We start from the raw sequence: 16,977 nt of genomic DNA, 5'->3' as shown, positions 1-16,977 counted from the left end.
ACATCGATCCGTGAGCAGCCTGCAACCCGTCCGTGGTACCCATGACCTGATCGGCGAGGGGCAGCGGCGCCATGCCCATGTGGTCGATACCGCGCGGCGCATCGCGGGCCTGTATGGTTTCGATGAATGGTCCACCCCGATCTTCGAGGATACGCGGGTCTTCGCCCGTTCGCTGGGCGATACGTCCGACGTGGTGTCGAAGGAAATGTATTCCTTCGAGGACCGGGGCGGTGAATCCCTGACCCTGCGGCCCGAGGGCACGGCTGGCGTGTGCCGCGCCCTGGTGACCAACGGCCTGACCCAGTCCCTGCCGCAGAAAGTGTTCTATGCCGGGCCGATGTTCCGCTACGAGCGCCCGCAGAAGGGACGGTATCGCCAGTTTCACCAGATCGGTGCCGAACTGATCGGCGCGGCCGAGCCTTTGGCCGATGCCGAAGTGATCGCGATGGGGCGCGATATCCTGAAGGCGCTGGGCATTGCCGACGATACGGTGGTGGAACTGAACACGCTGGGCGACACGGAGAGCCGCGCCGCGTGGCGTGCCGCGCTGATCGCCTATTTCACCGAATACAAGGACCAGCTGTCCGATGACAGCCGCGCCCGGCTGGAGCGCAATCCGCTGCGTATCCTCGACAGCAAGGCGCCGCAGGACCGGGCGCTGGTGGCCGATGCGCCGCTGATCGGTGCCTTCCTGACCGACGAAGCCCGGACCTTCTGGGACGATCTGCGCTCGGCGCTGGATCTGCTGGGCGTGCCGTTCCGCGAGAATCCGGGCATCGTGCGCGGGCTGGATTATTACGGGCACACGACCTTCGAATTCGTGACCGAGAAGCTGGGCACCCAGGGCACGGTGCTGGCCGGCGGCCGCTATGATGGGTTGGTGGCCGAAATGGGTGGCCCGCGCACGCCGGCCATCGGCTGGGCCGGGGGGATCGAACGGCTGGCCCTGCTGCTGGACAGTGCGCCGGTGGCGCCGCGCCCGGTGGCGGTCGTGCCTATGGGCGAAGGCGCTAGCGGTGCGGCGGTGACGCTGTTGCAGGCGCTGCGCGCCCATGGCGTGCGGGCGGAAATCGCCTATCGCGGCAATGCCAAGCGCCGGATGGAACGGGCGAACCGTATCGGCGCCACCCATGCGGTGCTGATCGGCGATGACGAAGTGGCGCGCGGCGTGGCGCAGGTGAAGGCGCTGGATGAAGGATCGCAGAACGAGCTGGCGCTGGACGCGGTCGCGCCCTATCTGGCCGGGGCGGCTGGCCGCTAAGCCATGAGTCTCGACGACAGGCTGGACCGGATTGTTGGCCGGTCGGAAGAGTTGCAGGATATGCTCGCCCAGGGGCTGGTGGGCGAGGCGTTCAGCAAGGCATCGCGCGAATATGCCGAGCTGGAACCCATCGTCAGCCGCATCGGCGCGCTGCGCCAGGCGGAGCGGGAGGCGATCCAGTCCGAATCGCTGCTGGCCGATCCGGAAATGCGCGAACTGGCCGAGGCCGAACTGGGCGAATTGCGTGGCCGGATTGTGGAACTGCGCCAGGATATCCGTATTGCCATGCTGCCGCGCGACGAGGCGGACGAGCGCAGTGCGATCCTGGAAATCCGCCCCGCCGCCGGCGGGGATGAGGCGGCCTTGTTCGCGGCCCAACTGTTCGACGCCTATCGCCGCTATGCCGCTCTGCGTGGCTGGCGTTTCGAAGTGATGGAATTCGACGAATCGGAGCTGGGCGGCCTGCGCGAGGGGATGGCCACCATCGCGGGGCGCGGGGTGTTCGCGCGCCTGAAATACGAATCGGGCGTGCATCGGGTGCAGCGCGTGCCCGCCACCGAAAACCAGGGCCGAATCCACACCTCGACCGTGACGGTCGCCATGCTGCCCGAGGCGGGTGAGGTCGATGTCCAGATCAACGACAGCGACCTGCGCATTGATGTCTACCGGGCTTCGGGCGCCGGTGGGCAGCATGTCAACAAGACCGAGAGCGCGGTGCGCATCACCCATCTGCCGACCGGCGTGGTGGTGGCGATGCAGGAAGAGAAAAGCCAGCACAAGAACCGTGCCAAGGCGATGAAGATCCTGATGTCGCGGCTATACGAGCGCGAGCGTGCCACCGCCCATGCCAGCCGGGCCGCCGACCGTAAGTCACAGGTCGGCACCGGGGACCGGTCGGAGCGTATCCGGACCTATAATTTCCCGCAGGGGCGGGTGACCGACCACCGGATCAACCTCACGGCCTACAAGATCGATCGCGTGATGCTGGGTGAGTTCGACGAATTCATCGACGCCCTGATCCAGGACGAGCAGGCCAGTCTGTTGGCCGCCGAGGGCTTGTAAACGCGCGTCGGATCGCCACCAGCGCGCGTTTACAGTCAGGTTCTCAAGAAGTGGGAACCGAGCAGATTGAGGACCGGCCGGGTTGGCGTTCGACCACCGTTGGGTCGTCCGGGTCGGCGAGGTAGAATTCGGTGAAATTGCGGGTGCCCAGCGCGTTCAGCGTGCGTCCGTCCGGATGGTGCAGCATGCCGCCGCCATTGACCTCGTGCGTTTCCGTCCGCCCGTCGGGCGTGCGTATGGTAATTTCGCCGCACAACGCATAGGTGTGGTTGACACGCCCGGCCGCGGTCTCAACCTGGACGGCGCGTTGCGGCACCGTTGCGTCGAGGCGGATCGTGGCGGCAAGCTGTTCATCGACATACAGGCGGGAGATCTCGGAAATCTCGTTATCCGCGCGACCGTCGATGACGGTGAACGTGCCTGCCCGGGCAGAGCGGGCCGCCGAGGTCAGGACCGCGCCGGCCCCCAGAAATACAAGGATTTTCCATGAACGAGACTGCGGCATCATGGTGCCAGAGTAGGACGGATGTCGCCTGAAATGAAAGAGGACGCGCTGGCCGTGCCGGGCGAGGGGGCCGACCTGCGGACATGCCTCGGCTGGGGTGGGGCGCAATTGCGCGACGCCGGCGTGGACGATCCGCGTCGTGAGGCGCGGCTGCTGATGGCCCATGTCCTCGGGACCGATCTGGCCGGCCTGCTGGCCCGCGAGCGGATCGGCGATTTCGAGCGGACAGCTTTCCTGTCGACGGTGCGACGCCGTGCGGCGCGCGAGCCGATGGCGCATATTACCGGCCGGGCCGGATTCTGGTCGCTGGAACTGGAGACATCGCCCGCGACGCTGATCCCCCGTGCCGACAGCGAAACGTTGATCGAGGCCCTGCTGGATTATCGTCCCGCGCGCGAACAGGTCAGCAGCGTGCTCGACCTGGGAACCGGGACCGGGTGTCTGCTTCTGGCGGCGCTGAGCGAGTATCGCGGGGCATGGGGCGTGGGGGTGGATATCGCGCCCGATGCCGCGCACCTGGCCGCGCGTAATGCCCGGCGGGCGGGGCTGGATGGACGGTGCGTTATGCTGGCGGCCGACTGGGCATCGGCGATTCGGGGGACGTTCGATGTGGTGTTCAGCAATCCGCCCTATATCCCGCATGGCGATCTGGCTGGCCTGATGCCCGATGTGCGGGAGTATGAACCCGCCCGCGCGCTGGATGGCGGCCGGGATGGGCTGGATGCCTACAGGGTGTTGACGGGGGCCTTACCCTTGCTTCTGGCGCATGATGGGGTTGCTATTTTCGAGATCGGGATCGGGCAGGAGCACAGCATGCCGTCCCTGGCGCGGCAGTCCGGGCTGGAAATCGTGGATATCCGCGCCGATCTGGGGGGCGTTCCGCGTGCTGTACTGATGCGACATCGGCGGAATGCGTGAAAAACCATTTGGCAGAGCGGATATAAGGGCATAGATTACCGATGGAATGCGGACGGGGGTTTTTACCTTTCCGAGATGCCGCATGCCGATCCTGAATGCATGAAAACAGAAATGGCCGCACGGGTGCGTGCAGGGACCCGGGTCGTTGTATCATGCCGCAGGATCAGATGCCGGGCTGCACGCCAGGCGCTCAGAATGACAATAGGGGATGGTTGGCCCCGGCGGTCGCAGGCAAATGGCGGCCGTTAACAGGAAAGTGCTGCGACAGCTTATGAACATGAAACGCATGCGGGGCCGGCACCATCGTTCGGGCGGCAGCAATGGCGGAAGTGTACGCCAGCAGAACGGCCAGATCCCCCTCAATCGTAACCATGTGTTCGACAGTAACGGGCCGGATCTGCGCATTCGCGGCACCGCCCAGCAATTGTTTGAAAAATACCTGCAGCTTGGGCGCGATGCCAGCGGCGCGGGCGACCGCGTGATGGCCGAGGCCTATTTTCAGCATGCCGAACATTATTTCCGCATCCTGAACGCCATGACCCAGGCGGCGCAGCAGAACCAGCAGGAACGCCAGGAGCGGCATGTCCGCCAGCGCCCCATGGCGGTGAGCGACGGGGATGACGCGGCCGAAGAAGGCGCCGAGGAATCGGCTTCGGAAAAAGCCCGTCCGGGATCGGACACGGAACTGGCGCCGGTCGAAGCCTGATTTGTCGCGGGACCGGCGGTCTGCCGCCGGTCCAGGCGCTTATTATGTCACGGGGCGTCGGCCAGAACGGTGCGGATGGCGCCTGTCAGCCGTGCGAGTTCCGGTTTTGTCACCGTGAAAGCCGGTGTCAGATAGACGATCGAGCGGAAGGGGCGCACCCAGACACCCTGCTCGACCAGCCTGGCCTTCAGGCGGTTCATGTCGTTGATGCGCTCCAGCTCGACCACGCCGATCGCGCCCATGACCCGGACGTCTAGCACGGCGGGCAGGTGGCGGCATGGCTCCAGTTCATCACGCATCTGGGCCTCGATCGCCGCGACCTGTTCCAGGCGCGGTTCGCGCTCGAACAGGTCCAGCGAGGCGTTGGCGCAGGCGCAGGCCAATGGATTGGCCATGAAGGTCGGGCCGTGCATCAGCGCATGCATCGGGTCATCCGACAGAAAGGCCGCAAAGACGTGATGCCGCGCCACGGTGGCGGCCAGCGGAACCGTCCCGCCCGACAACGCCTTTGAGAGCGTGAGGATATCCGGCACGATATCGGCCTGTTGACAGGCGAACATCGTGCCGGTGCGGCCGAAGCCGGTAAAGATCTCGTCCAGAATCAGCAGTACGCCATGCCGGTCGGCGATGTCGCGCAGGCGTCGCAGGGTTGCGGCGTCATGGAACAGCATGCCGCCCGCGCCCTGGACCAGCGGCTCGACCAGGATCGCGGCCACGCGCTGGCCTTCGGTTTCCATCAATTGTTCCAACGCGGCGGTGGACTGGTCGTCGCACGGCAGGTCGGTGATGAAATGCTGGGGCAGGATGCCGGCGAACAGGCTGTGCATGCCTTCCTCCGGGTCGCATACCGCCATCGTCGCCAGCGTGTCGCCATGATAGCCGCCGCGAAATGCGACCAGGCGGGTGCGCCCCTTCTGGCCCCGGTTCAGCCAGTATTGCATCGCCATCTTGATCGCGACCTCGACCGCGACCGAGCCGGAATCGGAAAAGAAGACACGCTCCAGATCGCCCGGCAGCAGATCGGCCAGTCGCCGCGCCAGGCGCAGCGCGGGCTCATGCACCAGCCCGCCGAACATGACATGCGGCATGCGCGTGAGCTGCTCGATCGCGGCCTGGCGGATGTGCGGGTGATTATAGCCATGGCAGGCGGTCCACCAGGACGCGATGCCATCGACCAGTTCCCGCCCATCGGCCAGGCGAATCCGGCATCCGTCCGTCGATGTGGCGGCCATGGGGGGCGAGACCGTCTGCATCTGGGTATAGGGGAGCCAGATATGCGGCAGGCCGGCTTCGAACCAGTCCGGTCCGGTCATGGGCTTACTCTCCTTGCGGGGACGGCAGACTGGAATTGACCGGGTTCATGGGGTCCGGCACAAACCATCGCTTCATGACCCGTTTCGATCAATTTTTCCAGACTGCGCTGGAGGGACTGTCCCGCCGGCATCTGCGGCGCGAACTGCGGCCGCTGGAACGCGACGGGCCGGTGATCGTCCGGCGCGACGGCGGAACGCTGCTGAATTTCTCGTCCAACGATTATCTGGGCCTGTCCGTCCATCCGGCCCTGAAGGCGCGATCCATCGAATGGACGCAGCGTTTCGGCACCGGCAGCGGGGCGTCGCGCCTGGTGACGGGCACCAGCGAACAGCATCGGCTGGTCGAGGAGAAGCTCGCGCGCTTCAAGGGCACCGAGGCGGCGTTGCTGCTGGCATCGGGGTGGCAGGCCAATGCCGCGATCCTGCCCGCCCTGTTTCGCCTGTCGGTGGAAGCGACCGGCGCGCCGGCCGTGGTCTTTACCGACCGGTTGAACCACGCCAGCCTGCATCATGGCTGCCAGGCGGCCGGTATCCGCCAGATCCGCTTTGCCCATAATGATCTCGGCCATCTGGAGCAGGCGCTGGAGCGCCATGGCGACCAGAAGGGCCTGCGCTTCATCGTTACCGAAAGCGTGTTCAGCATGGATGGCGACCGTGCCGATATTGCGGCCCTGAAGGCGCTGGCCGATCGGCACGACGCCTTCCTGTATCTGGACGAGGCGCATGCGACCGGGGTGCTGGGGCCGCAGGGCAGGGGCCTTTCCGCCGAAATCGGGGGCGTGGACCTGGTGATGGGCACGTTCAGCAAGGGGCTGGGCGGGTTCGGCGCCTATGTCGCGGGCTCGCGCGCGCTGTGTGACTGGCTGGTCAGCACATGCTCGGGCTTTATCTATACCACCGCGATGCCGCCCTCCCTGCTGGGGGCGATCGATGCGGCGCTGGATCTGGTACCGACGATGGATGCGGAGCGTCGGCATCTGGCGGCGCTGGCGGCGCAATTGCGGACGGATCTGGCCCATCGGGGCTGGTCCACCGGCTTGTCCTCCACGCAGATCGTGCCGGTCATGGTCGGGGATGCGGAACAGGCGCTGGCTCTGGCCCGCACGCTGGCCGCGCAGGGGGTCCTGGGCGGTGCGATTCGGCCACCGACGGTCCCGCCCGGAACGGCCCGCATCCGGCTGGCGTTGAGTGCGGCGCATGATGTCGGGATGCTCGACCGTCTGCTGCGGGCACTCGACGAGGGGGCACGGGAGCATGGCATTGTCCGATGATCCGGCGCCGACGGCGCTGTTCCTGGTCCATGGCTGGGGCTTCACGCCCGATTTCTGGCAACCGGTCCTGACGCGACTGGGTGGGGTCGAGGCGACGGCTCTGGATTTCGGCTTCTTCGGCCCCCCGAGCATGACGGCCCGGCCGTCCGGGCGCCATGTGGCGGTCGGTCATTCGCTGGGTGCGCTGTGGCTGTTGCTGAACCCGCCGGCCGATTGCGCCGGCATGCTGCTGATCAACGGTTTCGCGCGTTTTGGCGCCACGGCCGATTATCCGGAGGGGATTCCGCCCCGGGTGATCGAACGCATGGCGCGCGGGCTGGACCATCATCCGGATGACGTGGTCGCCACTTTTCGCGGCCGTGCAGGAATTGAGACGCCGGCGCCGGGCCCTGCCCGGGCCGAGCGGCTGGCCTGGGCGCTGGAGTTGCTGCGCGATGCCGATGCGCGCGATTCATTCGATGCGGAATCGGGCGCTGCCGAATCGAACGCCGCTATGCCGCCGATTCGCGTGCTGGCCGGTGGGCAGGACCCGATTGTTCCGCCTGCGATGACCGAGGCCAGTTTCCGTGGCCGCGTGCCGGTCGAATGGGTGGAGGATGGGGGGCATCTGCTCCCGCTGACCCATCCTGACCGATGTGCTGCCGCGATTGCCCGACTGATTGCGGAAGTGGGGCGGTCATGACCGCGCGCAAGCAGCAAATCGCCGCCCGTTTCGGCGCCGCCGAAACCTATGACGATGCGGCGCGGGTGCAGCGCCTGGTCGCCGAGCGGCTGGCCGAACGGATCGCCGCCGCCGGCATCACACCTGCCCGCATTCTGGAATTGGGGTGTGGCACGGGACTTCTCAGCCAGCATCTGCGTCGCCTGTTTCCGCATGCGGACCTGACGGTGAGCGATCTGGCGCCGGAAATGCGCGACCGCGCCTGCCGCCGGCTGGAGGGCATGCATGGGGAGGGCGATGTGCGCGCCCTGGTGCTGGATGCCGAGGCTCCGGAAGCGGCGGGCGGGGGGTATGACCTGATCTGTTCCAGCCTGTCGATGCAATGGTTCTCGGACCGCGCGGCGACACTGGGGCGGCTGGCTGCCATGCTCGCGCCCGGGGGCATGATGGCGTTCTCCACCCTCTGCGCAGGCAGCTTTGCCGAATGGCGGCGCGTCCATGCGGCGGCCGGGCTGGACTGCGCGATCCCGGCCTATCCGGCCGCGACGCAGCTCGAAGCCGAGTGGCCTCTGACCGGCCAGGGCTTGTGGCAGGTCGAGACGATTCTCGACCGGCCGGAGACGGCGCTGGCTTTCGTGCGTGAACTGCGCCAGATCGGCGCATCCGTGCCGCGCGAGGGCACGCGCCCGGTTGCGCCGGGTGCGATGCGCCGGCTGCTGCGGGATCTGGAGACGCCGTCTGGTGCGACGACGACCTATATGGTCGGCTATGGCCTGTTCCGGACGCCTGCCCGTCGGGGCGTCTTCGTGACGGGCACCGATACCGGTGTGGGCAAGACGCTGGTTTCAGCCTGTCTGGTCCACGCCTGGGCGGCGGATTACTGGAAGCCTTTCCAGACCGGGATTGCCGAGGACATCGCCGACAGTGTGACGGTTGCGGCGCTGGCCGGGCTGGAACCGGCGCGCATCCATCCGCCGGCCTCCGTGCTGTCGGCCCCGCTCTCGCCCTTCGATGCCGCCGAGCGTGAGAATGTCGTCCTCGACATCTCCGGGTTGCGTCTTCCCGAGCCGCGGAGCGCGCAGCCGCTGGTGGTGGAAGGGGCGGGTGGGGTGATGGTGCCCGTGGCGCCGGATTGCATGATGATCGACCTGATCGCCCGCTTCGCGCTGCCGGTGGTGCTGGTCGCGCGCAGCCAGCTTGGCACGATCAACCATACGCTGCTGACCTTGCAGGCCCTGCGCCAGCGGGGAATCGCCATTGCCGGCGTGGTGCTGAACGGCCCGCCATCGCCCGAGGCGCGACGGGCGGTCAGCCTGTTCGGTGGTGCGCGGGTGCTGGCGGAATTTCCGCATCTGGACCGGATCGGCCCGGCGCAGATCGAGGAACTGGCCCGGCTGCTGCCGCCGTTCGCGCGCCTCTAGGTCAGTAGCGGCGCAGCAGCCCGACCAGAGAGCCCTGGATGCGCACCCGGTCGGACGGCACGATGCGCGATTCGTAGCGCGCATTGGCGGGCTCCAGGGCGATGGTGCTGCCGCGCCGGCGGAGCCGTTTCAGCGTGACTTCCTGATCGTCGATCAGCGCCACCACGATCTGTCCATTATCGGCTATGTCGCCGCGACGGATGATGACGGTGTCGCCATCGAGAATCCCGGCTTCGATCATCGAATCGCCGGCGACTTCCAGCGTGTAATGATCGCCACGGCCCAGCAGGTTCATCGGCACGGAGACCTGCGCCCCGGTCTCGCGCAGTGCCTCGATCGGCTGGCCGGCGGCGATGCGGCCGTAGAAGGGCAGGCTGACGGCATCGGCGTCGGTCGCGATCGGCGCGCCCGCCAGCCGGCCGGCGAAATCGCCCTTGATGACGTTGGGCACAAAAGAATGATCGGCCGGGCCGGAGGAGGGCTTGGCGGGAGCAGCCTCTTCCTGAGGGACTGGGGGAGATGCCATCTCCGGCAGGCGCAACACCTCCAGCGCGCGGGCGCGATGATGGCGGCGTTGCAGGAAGCCGCGCTCCTCCAGCGCCGAGATCAGCCGGTGGATGCCGGATTTCGACCGCAGGTTCAGCGCATCCTTCATCTCGTCGAAGGAGGGTGAAAACCCCGTCTGCTTCAGGTGCCGGTCGATGAACAGCAGCAGTTCATGTTGCTTGCGTGTCAGCATTGGCACCCCGTGACCCAAATCGTTCCGTCAGTCGGCCAATCCGTTGTCAGCAGAAGGGAACAAACAGGAAACCGCCTTGTTGTGTTCTATATTGGTTCCCGCCCGGCCGTCAATATCATTGCCGTAACCAAAAATGGAGCGGTCAGATTGCCAGCGTGTCCAGCCTGACCACGCGGCAGGGCTCGCCCGCCCGTGCCGGGGGGGCGTGCGGCGGGCGCAGGATCAGGGCCTGGCTGCGGGCCAGCGTGTGCAGCATCGCGGAATCCTGGCGGTTGAAGGCGGTGGCCAGCAGGCTGCCATCCGGGGTGCGGGACAATGTTGCGCGCAGATAATCGGCCCGGCGATCGTTCTCCGGCAGGTCGCCGCCCAGAAACGCGAGATCCTCGGGCAGGCTGCGTTCAGCGTGGCCTGCCAGCGCCCGGATCGCCGGCAGGGCGAAGATCAGGCCGCACACCAGGGCCGCCACCGGATTGCCGGGCAGCCCCAGGACGGGGACCCGGCCGATCCTCCCATGCATCAGCGGCTTGCCGGGGCGCATCGCGATCTTCCAGAAATCCACCGTCAGCCCGATCCGTTCCAGCCCCTGCTGCACCAGGTCGTAGCGGCCGACACTGGCGCCCCCGGCGGTCAGCAGCAGATCGGCGGTTTCGATGCCGTGCGCCAGGCGGGCGATATCGGACGCGGTATCTTGCGCGGAGGGCAGCATGACCGGCACGCCGCCACAGGCGCGCACCAGGGCGGCCAGCATCGGGGTGTTGGAGTTGGTGATACCGCCCGGCGCGATCGGGTCGCCCGGCAGCGCGATTTCATCACCCGTGGACAGGATGGCGACGACCGGGCGGCGGCGCACGGCAACCCAGGCATGGTTCGCCGCGGCGGCCAGCCCGATATCCCGCGCCGTCAGCGCGCGCCCGGCGGGGACGACGACCTGATCCACGGCGAAATCCTGACCCCGCCTGCGAATATGCTGCCCGGCCCCGGGAGGAACGGTGACCGTGACGGTGCCGCCATCTTCCTGCGCGTTCTCCTGGATCAGAATCGCGTCGGCGCCATCGGGGACGATGCTGCCGGTATAGATCCGCACGGTCTCGCCGGGTCCGACCCGGCCGGGAAAGGGGTGGCCCGCAGGGCTTTCGCCCACCAGCGACAGGGTGCCGCCGGGCACGCAATCGGCCGCCCGGACCGCGTAGCCATCCATGGCCGAGACGTCGGCCGGGGGGTTGTCCAGCCGGGCCGCGATATCGGCGGCAGCGATTCGCCCCCAGGAATCGGCCAGAGGTACCAGTTCCGGCCCCGTGGGTACGAGGTCCGCCAGGATACGCGCCTGGGCTTCGGCGACACTCAGCATCGGTCCCAATCTCCCCCATTCGACGGTCATGCGCACATATCTGCTCGATTCGTGCGACTAACGCTTGACCTCAGGGCTCTGTATGCGCATTTTCCGCCGACTTGAACCACTGCTGCACCTGATTGTTCCAGCAGCGGCGGAGCAGTGCTGAGGATTCCATGGCCAAGACCAACACCATTCAGATCAAGCTCGTCTCGTCGGCAGACACCGGGTATTTCTACGTCACGAAGAAGAATGCCCGTGCGCAGACCGGCAAGCTCGAGATGCGGAAATACGACCCCGTTGCGCGCAAGCACGTGGCCTTCCGCGAAGCGAAGATCAAATAATCCGCTCTATCCCGCGCATTGCGCGCGGGATAGGCACGAAAAAAGGCCGGGTACCCCAGGGGGGTGCCCGGCCTTTTTTTCGTTTCCGGGATTGGCTGGATATCTGCGCTTCGGTCAGAACAGCCGGTCGTGCTGACCGTAGGGGATGACCAGTTCGCCGGGGCGGGCCAGGTTCAGCATTGCGCGCGACCGCTCGTCCAGCGTGTCGCGGTCCAGCGCCTTTTCCTTCAGTCCGCTGACCCGGCGGGCCCAGGCATTCTGTTCCGAGACCGCGTCGACCTGTGCGGCGCGCGCCTCGTCCAGCAGGCGCAACTGTGCCTGATAGCTGTGAATGCCATGGTCGCCCTGCATGGCGTTTACGCCGAAATAGGCGGTCAGGCCGATGAACAGGGAAGGGGGGATGACCATACGGAGGGTCCGCCGCACAATCCGGCCGATCTGCATGGTCCGTCTTTCTCCCGTTTCATCAGGGCGCCAATAGGTACGTTTGTACTATTCCCGATTCGGCGGCGGCGGGAAACTGTTTTCCTCGCTATGCCGCCGAATCGGGTCGTGTCGCGTGATCAGGCCGTCTTCAGGATCGTCCGGCCGGCATAGCGGGCGGCGGTGGCCAGCTCGTTTTCGATGCGGATCAGCTGGTTGTATTTCGCGGTCCGGTCGGAACGCGACAGGGACCCGGTCTTGATCTGTCCGCAATTGGTGGCCACCGCCAGGTCGGCGATGGTCGAGTCCTCGGTCTCGCCGGAACGATGGCTCATGACGGCGGTGTAGCCGGCGCGATGGGCCATCTCGACGGCTTCCAGCGTCTCGCTCAGCGTGCCGATCTGGTTCACCTTGACCAGCAGCGAATTGGCGACCCCGGCCTTGATGCCGCGACGCAGGCGCTCCGGATTGGTCACGAACAGATCGTCACCGACCAGTTGGACCGTCTTGCCCAGCGCCGCGGTCAGGGCGGCCCAGCCTTCCCAATCGTCTTCCGCCAGCCCGTCCTCGATCGACACGATGGGGTAGCGGGCGGCGAGGTCGGCCAGGTAGCCGACCATGCCGGCCGAATCCAGGCTCTTGCCTTCGCCTTCCATGACATAGCGGCCGTCGCGGTAGAATTCGGTCGCGGCGCAGTCGAGCGCGAAGGTCACGTCCTCGCCCGGACGATAGCCTGCGGCTTCGACGGCCTTGGTGATGAAGCCCAGCGCCTCGTCGGCCGATTTCAGGCCGGGGGCGAAGCCGCCTTCGTCGCCGACATTGGTGTTGTGGCCCGCCGCCGACAGGTTCTTCTTGAGCTGGGCGAAGATCTCGGAGCCCACGCGCACCGCGTCGGCCAGCGTGGGCGCGCCCACCGGCTGGATCATGAATTCCTGGATGTCGATCGGGTTGTCGGCATGCTGGCCGCCATTGACGATGTTCATCATCGGCACGGGCAGGGTGCGGGCGTAGACGCCACCGACATAGCGATAGAGCGGAACCTGCAGTTCCTCGGCCGTGGCCTTGGCCACCGCCAGCGACACGGCCAGGATCGCGTTGGCGCCGAGCCGGGCCTTGTTGGGGGTGCCGTCCAGATCGATCATCGCTTCGTCGATCGCGACCTGATCCGACGATTCGGCGCCCTGCAGGGCTTCGCGGATCTCGCCTTCGATATTCTCCAGCGCCTTCAGCACGCCCTTGCCGCCGTAGCGGGACTTGTCGCCGTCACGCAGTTCGACCGCCTCATGCGCGCCCGTCGACGCCCCGGACGGAACAGCGGCCCGGCCCTTCGCGCCGGATGCGAGTTCGACATCGACCTCCACGGTCGGATTGCCACGGCTGTCCAGGATTTCACGCGCGACGATATCGACGATAGCACTCATGGATCTGCTTCCTCGGTTTATGACTATTGGGCCCGTTGCAGGTCTGCCGCGACGTGCAACGGCGATCGGGGTGTCCTCGCGGCCATCCCGACATGCCAGACAAGATTCTTCTGCCGCCTGTGATCGGTATCATGGGCAGGCGGCCAGCCGCGCGATAATAGCAGGGCAGGAGGAAGATAAACATGAAACGCCTGCCGCTTCCAACGGTTCTGATGGGAATTGTCAGCCCCGTTCCGGCCATCATCTTCGCGGTGGGAAGCCTGTTCTCCACCGCCGCCGTGCCGGGCATGACTATGGGCCTGGTGGAATATGCCGCCCTGCTGCTGGCTTTCAGCGGTGCTGTCCATTGGGGGCTGGCGCTCGACCGGCCGACCTTGATCATGGGGGCGCGCCACGACCCACGGGGTGACAGGCTGCGGCTGGTGCGGGGCGCCCTGCCGCTGCCGGTCGGCTGGCTGGCGTGCCACGCGACCTTCCTCGGCCATGTTACGATCGGGCTGGCCGTGCTGCTGGCGGGGTTCTTCGGGCTATTCCTGGCGGAGCGGGCAGCGTGGCGCAGGGGCGAGCTGCCGTCGGGCTATCTGGCCTTGCGGCTGTGGGTCACGTCGGTGTTCATGGCCTGTCTGGGGCTGGCGATGCTGGTACGCATCGCCTGATCCCGACAGGCCATGGCCACGGGTCAGAGATCCTTGGTCAGGCAGTCATAGCGCACCAGGCGCTCGATCAGGGGCTTCATCTCCCGGATCGGGATCATGTTCGGACCGTCGCTGGGCGCCTGATCCGGGTCCTGATGGGTTTCGATGAAAACGGCCGCCACCCCGATCGCCAGGGCCGCGCGGGCCAGGATGGGGGCGTATTCACGCTGCCCGCCCGATGATCCGCCCAGGCCGCCCGGCTGCTGGACCGAATGGGTGGCGTCATACACCACAGGATAGCCGGTCTCGGCCATGATCGGCAGGCCGCGCATGTCGTTGACCAGCGTGTTGTAGCCGAAGCTGGTGCCGCGCTCGCACAGCATGATCCGGTCGTTGCCGGTCGAGGCGATCTTGGCCGCGACATTCTTCATGTCCCACGGCGCCAGGAACTGCCCCTTCTTGACGTTGATCGCGGCCCCGGTCTCGCCCGCCGCCAGCAGGAGGTCCGTCTGGCGGCACAGGAAGGCCGGGATCTGCAGCACGTCGACGGCCTCGGCCACCGGCTCGCATTGCTCGGCGGCGTGCACGTCAGTCAGGACCGGCACGCCGAATCGCTCGCGCACGCCGGCCAGGATCTCGAGCCCTTTCGCCATGCCGACCCCGCGTGCCGCACCGATGCTGGTGCGGTTCGCCTTGTCGAACGAGCTTTTATAGATCAGGCCGACCCCGGTTTCGCCCGCGATCGTCCACAGCGCCTCGGCCATTTCCATGGCGTGGGCTTCGGATTCGATCTGGCAGGGGCCGGCGATCAGGACGAAGGGCCGGTCGTTGCCGACCACAAGGTCCCCGATCGCGACCGGGCGGGGCGCCGTCATACCAGCCGCATCTTCTTGACCGCCGCACCGACGAAGCCGGAGAACAGCGGATGCGGATCGAACGGCTTGGAAAGCAGTTCGGGATGATACTGCACGCCGATGAACCAGGGATGGTCGGGATATTCGACCACTTCCGGCAGGATATCGTCGGGCGACATGCCCGAGAACCGCATGCCGGTCTGTTCCAGCTTCTCGCGGTAATGGACGTTGACCTCGTAGCGATGGCGATGCCGCTCGCGGATGTCGGTTCGGCCGTAGGTCTCGGCCACCCGCGACCCTTCGGCCAGCTTGGCGGGGTAGGCGCCCAGGCGCATCGTCCCGCCCAGTTCCCCGCCTTCGCGCCGGCGCAGCAATTCGTTGCCACGGGCCCATTCGGTCATCAGGCCGACCAGCGGTTCGTCCGTCGGGCCGAACTCGGTCGAGGAGGCATCGGGCAGGCCCGCCAGGTTGCGGGCGCATTCGATGACCGCCATCTGCATGCCGAAGCAGATGCCCAGGAACGGGATGTTGTGCTCGCGCGCGAATCGCACGGCCTGGATCTTGCCTTCAGCGCCGCGCTCGCCGAATCCGCCGGGCACCAGAATCGCATGGACGTTGTGCAGGGCTTCGAGCGCGTCTTCCGATTTCTCGAAGGTTTCGGCCTCGACCCAGTCCAGCTTGACCCGCACCCGGTTGGCGATGCCACCGTGCAGCAGGGCCTCGATCAGGGACTTATAGGCGTCCAGCAGGGCCGTATATTTGCCGACGACCGCGATCCGGACTTCGCCTTCGGGGTGGCGAATCGCGTCCAGCGCCCGGTGCCAGCGCGACAGGTCGGGCTCCTGGTCGAAGGGCAGGCCGAAATGGCGCAGGACCTCATTGTCCATGCCTTCGGCATGGTACGAGATCGGGCAGGCATAGATCGTGTCGACATCCAGCGCCGCGATCACGGCTTCCGGGCGCACGTTGCAGAAATTGGCGATCTTCCGGCGTTCGGTATCCGGAATCGGCCGGTCCGACCGGCACAGCAGCATCTGGGGCTGGATACCGACATTCTGCAGTTCCTTGACGGAATGCTGGGTCGGCTTCGTCTTCAGTTCGCCGGCCGAGGGAATCCACGGCAACAGGGTCAGGTGGACGAACATCGTCTGCCCGGTGCCCAGATCGTTGCGCAACTGGCGAATGGCTTCGAGGAAGGGCAGGCTTTCGATATCGCCCACCGTGCCGCCGATTTCGACCAGCACGAAATCCAGGTCCTCGGTGCCCGCGACCACGGCTTCCTTGATGGCATCCGTGATGTGGGGGATGACCTGCACCGTGGCGCCCAGATAATCGCCGCGCCGTTCGCGCGCGATCACGTCCGAATAGATCTGGCCGGTGGTGGCGTTGTCGGCCCTTGTGGCATGCACGCCTGTGAAGCGTTCATAATGCCCAAGGTCGAGGTCGGTCTCCGCGCCGTCATCGGTCACGAAGACTTCGCCGTGCTGATACGGGCTCATGGTGCCCGGATCGACGTTGAGATAGGGATCGAGCTTGCGTAGCCGGACCCGGTAACCGCGCGCCTGCAGCAGCGCCGCGAGGGCTGCAGAGGCAATGCCTTTACCGAGAGAGGAGACCACGCCGCCAGTGATGAATACAAACCGCGTCATGGATGGCCTCCCTACACCGTTTCGACCTGCCGGGCAAAGCGAATAACCATCGTCTTTGCCGTGATAAAAAAAAGGCTGCCATCCGTGAGGAAGGCAGCCGATCCTTCAGTGCGTGACCGCTGGCGCCGCGGGCGGAGCCGCGGGCAACGCCGGGGCCGATGCCGCGGCAGCAGGGGCCGGCGGCTGGGCCAGGATATCGTGGCCGCTACCGGTCGAGGCGCCACGGTTCAGCACCGCGAGGGTCAGCGACAGCAGCATGAAGATGCCGGCCAGGACCGACGTGGTGCGCGTCAGCAGGTTGGCCGTGCCGCGGCCGGACATGAAGCTGCCCATGCCCTGGCTGCTGCCGATTCCCAGGCCACCGCCCTCGCTGCGCTGGATCAGGACCGTTCCGATCAGGGCCAGGGTGACGAACAGATGCAGAAAAAGCAGGACGGTGATCATTCTCGACTTCCGATAGGGCG

General features: G+C 66.5%; 18 protein-coding genes. 9 read left to right on the top strand and 9 right to left on the bottom strand.

Going from position 1 to position 16,977, the window contains the following annotated elements:
- The first annotated feature begins 10 nt into the window (after positions 1-10).
- Together hisS and prfA are read left to right on the top strand one after the other, a co-directional pair.
- Positions 11-1,261, top strand: a complete 1,251-nt coding sequence (gene hisS / locus HLH35_RS07490; protein ID WP_182978558.1) for a histidine--tRNA ligase — start codon at positions 11-13, stop codon at positions 1,259-1,261.
- A 3-nt stretch (positions 1,262-1,264) separates the two neighbouring features.
- Positions 1,265-2,323, top strand: a complete 1,059-nt coding sequence (gene prfA / locus HLH35_RS07485; RefSeq protein WP_182978557.1) for a peptide chain release factor 1 — start codon at positions 1,265-1,267, stop codon at positions 2,321-2,323.
- Between the two features lie 43 nt (positions 2,324-2,366).
- On the opposite strand, the gene HLH35_RS07480 is transcribed toward prfA, so the two are convergent.
- Positions 2,367-2,831 carry a hypothetical protein gene (locus HLH35_RS07480; protein WP_182978556.1) on the bottom strand — a complete coding sequence of 155 codons (465 nt, stop codon included), beginning with the start codon at positions 2,829-2,831 and terminating at the stop codon, positions 2,367-2,369.
- 30 nt (positions 2,832-2,861) lie between these two features.
- Here HLH35_RS07480 and prmC point away from each other — a divergent pair, with 30 nt between their 5' ends.
- Positions 2,862-3,746, top strand: coding sequence for a peptide chain release factor N(5)-glutamine methyltransferase (prmC, locus tag HLH35_RS07475; RefSeq protein ID WP_182978555.1), 885 nt, complete (start codon positions 2,862-2,864; stop codon positions 3,744-3,746).
- Between the two features lie 271 nt (positions 3,747-4,017).
- A complete protein-coding gene (locus HLH35_RS07470) occupies positions 4,018-4,452 on the top strand; it encodes a DUF4167 domain-containing protein (protein ID WP_182978554.1) in 435 nt (144 codons plus the stop codon).
- 47 nt (positions 4,453-4,499) lie between these two features.
- Here HLH35_RS07470 and HLH35_RS07465 read toward each other — a convergent pair whose 3' ends face one another.
- Positions 4,500-5,765, bottom strand: a complete 1,266-nt coding sequence (locus tag HLH35_RS07465) for an adenosylmethionine--8-amino-7-oxononanoate transaminase (RefSeq protein ID WP_182978553.1) — start codon at positions 5,763-5,765, stop codon at positions 4,500-4,502.
- 47 nt (positions 5,766-5,812) lie between these two features.
- Here HLH35_RS07465 and bioF point away from each other — a divergent pair, with 47 nt between their 5' ends.
- From bioF to bioD, 3 genes are read left to right on the top strand one after another with little or no spacing between them, the layout of a single operon-like run.
- Positions 5,813-7,036, top strand: a complete 1,224-nt coding sequence (gene bioF / locus HLH35_RS07460; protein ID WP_408870103.1) for an 8-amino-7-oxononanoate synthase — start codon at positions 5,813-5,815, stop codon at positions 7,034-7,036.
- Entirely contained in the window at positions 7,020-7,718 is a 699-nt protein-coding gene (locus HLH35_RS07455) for an alpha/beta fold hydrolase (RefSeq protein ID WP_182978552.1), read from the top strand. Before bioF ends, HLH35_RS07455 begins: the two co-directional genes overlap by 17 nt.
- Positions 7,715-9,118, top strand: coding sequence for a dethiobiotin synthase (bioD, locus tag HLH35_RS07450; RefSeq protein ID WP_182978551.1), 1,404 nt, complete (start codon positions 7,715-7,717; stop codon positions 9,116-9,118). Before HLH35_RS07455 ends, bioD begins: the two co-directional genes overlap by 4 nt.
- Before the next feature lies 1 nt (position 9,119).
- Here bioD and lexA read toward each other — a convergent pair whose 3' ends face one another.
- Both lexA and HLH35_RS07440 read right to left on the bottom strand, forming a co-directional pair.
- The gene (gene lexA, locus HLH35_RS07445) at positions 9,120-9,857 is read right to left on the bottom strand and encodes a transcriptional repressor LexA (RefSeq protein WP_182978550.1); all 738 of its coding nucleotides are present in this window, start codon (positions 9,855-9,857) and stop codon (positions 9,120-9,122) included.
- Between the two features lie 142 nt (positions 9,858-9,999).
- Positions 10,000-11,205 (bottom strand): molybdopterin molybdotransferase MoeA, encoded by a 1,206-nt coding sequence (locus HLH35_RS07440; RefSeq protein ID WP_182978549.1) that lies wholly within the window; start codon positions 11,203-11,205, stop codon positions 10,000-10,002.
- 158 nt (positions 11,206-11,363) lie between these two features.
- On the opposite strand from HLH35_RS07440, the gene rpmG reads away from it, so the two are divergent.
- Positions 11,364-11,531: a 50S ribosomal protein L33 gene (gene rpmG, locus HLH35_RS07435; RefSeq protein ID WP_114728317.1), complete on the top strand. Its 168-nt coding sequence runs from the start codon at positions 11,364-11,366 to the stop codon at positions 11,529-11,531.
- Between the two features lie 114 nt (positions 11,532-11,645).
- Here rpmG and HLH35_RS07430 read toward each other — a convergent pair whose 3' ends face one another.
- Together HLH35_RS07430 and eno are read right to left on the bottom strand one after the other, a co-directional pair.
- On the bottom strand, positions 11,646-11,975 hold the full coding sequence (locus HLH35_RS07430) for an FtsB family cell division protein (protein WP_182964513.1): 330 nt from the start codon (positions 11,973-11,975) through the stop codon (positions 11,646-11,648).
- Between the two features lie 119 nt (positions 11,976-12,094).
- Positions 12,095-13,375: a phosphopyruvate hydratase gene (gene eno, locus HLH35_RS07425; protein ID WP_182978548.1), complete on the bottom strand. Its 1,281-nt coding sequence runs from the start codon at positions 13,373-13,375 to the stop codon at positions 12,095-12,097.
- A 182-nt stretch (positions 13,376-13,557) separates the two neighbouring features.
- Between eno and HLH35_RS07420 the strand changes: the two genes are divergently transcribed.
- The gene (locus tag HLH35_RS07420) at positions 13,558-14,031 is read left to right on the top strand and encodes a DUF3429 domain-containing protein (protein ID WP_182978547.1); all 474 of its coding nucleotides are present in this window, start codon (positions 13,558-13,560) and stop codon (positions 14,029-14,031) included.
- 23 nt (positions 14,032-14,054) lie between these two features.
- Here the strand turns inward: HLH35_RS07420 and kdsA are convergent, their stop codons facing one another.
- The 3 genes from kdsA to secG all read right to left on the bottom strand — a co-directional run bounded on the left by kdsA (position 14,055) and on the right by secG (position 16,957).
- The gene (gene kdsA / locus HLH35_RS07415) at positions 14,055-14,885 is read right to left on the bottom strand and encodes a 3-deoxy-8-phosphooctulonate synthase (RefSeq protein WP_182978546.1); all 831 of its coding nucleotides are present in this window, start codon (positions 14,883-14,885) and stop codon (positions 14,055-14,057) included.
- Positions 14,882-16,513, bottom strand: coding sequence for a CTP synthase (locus tag HLH35_RS07410; RefSeq protein WP_182978545.1), 1,632 nt, complete (start codon positions 16,511-16,513; stop codon positions 14,882-14,884). The genes kdsA and HLH35_RS07410 overlap by 4 nt, the downstream gene beginning before the upstream one ends.
- A gap of 105 nt (positions 16,514-16,618) precedes the next feature.
- The gene (secG, locus tag HLH35_RS07405) at positions 16,619-16,957 is read right to left on the bottom strand and encodes a preprotein translocase subunit SecG (protein ID WP_182978544.1); all 339 of its coding nucleotides are present in this window, start codon (positions 16,955-16,957) and stop codon (positions 16,619-16,621) included.
- Between the last annotated feature and the right edge of the window lie 20 nt (positions 16,958-16,977).

The organism is Gluconacetobacter asukensis (genome assembly GCF_014174375.1).
Classification (GTDB): Bacteria; Pseudomonadota; Alphaproteobacteria; order Acetobacterales; family Acetobacteraceae; genus Gluconacetobacter; species Gluconacetobacter asukensis.
Note: the sequence above shows the minus strand (reverse complement) of the source record. Positions and strands in the feature narration are given on the sequence as shown.

Excerpts from the sequence above, each read along its gene's own strand:
- kdsA (WP_182978546.1), bottom strand. The coding sequence starts at position 14,885 with ATGACGGCGCCCCGCCCGGTCGCGATCGGGGACCTTGTGGTCGGCAAC.
- bioD (WP_182978551.1), top strand. The coding sequence starts at position 7,715 with ATGACCGCGCGCAAGCAGCAAATCGCCGCCCGTTTCGGCGCCGCCGAA.
- HLH35_RS07410 (WP_182978545.1), bottom strand. The coding sequence starts at position 16,513 with ATGACGCGGTTTGTATTCATCACTGGCGGCGTGGTCTCCTCTCTCGGT.
- HLH35_RS07440 (WP_182978549.1), bottom strand. The coding sequence starts at position 11,205 with ATGCTGAGTGTCGCCGAAGCCCAGGCGCGTATCCTGGCGGACCTCGTA.
- secG (WP_182978544.1), bottom strand. The coding sequence starts at position 16,957 with ATGATCACCGTCCTGCTTTTTCTGCATCTGTTCGTCACCCTGGCCCTG.
- HLH35_RS07480 (WP_182978556.1), bottom strand. The coding sequence starts at position 2,831 with ATGATGCCGCAGTCTCGTTCATGGAAAATCCTTGTATTTCTGGGGGCC.
- prfA (WP_182978557.1), top strand. The coding sequence starts at position 1,265 with ATGAGTCTCGACGACAGGCTGGACCGGATTGTTGGCCGGTCGGAAGAG.
- HLH35_RS07465 (WP_182978553.1), bottom strand. The coding sequence starts at position 5,765 with ATGACCGGACCGGACTGGTTCGAAGCCGGCCTGCCGCATATCTGGCTC.
- HLH35_RS07420 (WP_182978547.1), top strand. The coding sequence starts at position 13,558 with ATGAAACGCCTGCCGCTTCCAACGGTTCTGATGGGAATTGTCAGCCCC.
- bioF (WP_408870103.1), top strand. The coding sequence starts at position 5,813 with ATGGGGTCCGGCACAAACCATCGCTTCATGACCCGTTTCGATCAATTT.
- rpmG (WP_114728317.1), top strand. The coding sequence starts at position 11,364 with ATGGCCAAGACCAACACCATTCAGATCAAGCTCGTCTCGTCGGCAGAC.
- prmC (WP_182978555.1), top strand. The coding sequence starts at position 2,862 with ATGAAAGAGGACGCGCTGGCCGTGCCGGGCGAGGGGGCCGACCTGCGG.
- lexA (WP_182978550.1), bottom strand. The coding sequence starts at position 9,857 with ATGCTGACACGCAAGCAACATGAACTGCTGCTGTTCATCGACCGGCAC.
- HLH35_RS07430 (WP_182964513.1), bottom strand. The coding sequence starts at position 11,975 with ATGCAGATCGGCCGGATTGTGCGGCGGACCCTCCGTATGGTCATCCCC.
- eno (WP_182978548.1), bottom strand. The coding sequence starts at position 13,375 with ATGAGTGCTATCGTCGATATCGTCGCGCGTGAAATCCTGGACAGCCGT.
- HLH35_RS07470 (WP_182978554.1), top strand. The coding sequence starts at position 4,018 with ATGAACATGAAACGCATGCGGGGCCGGCACCATCGTTCGGGCGGCAGC.
- HLH35_RS07455 (WP_182978552.1), top strand. The coding sequence starts at position 7,020 with ATGGCATTGTCCGATGATCCGGCGCCGACGGCGCTGTTCCTGGTCCAT.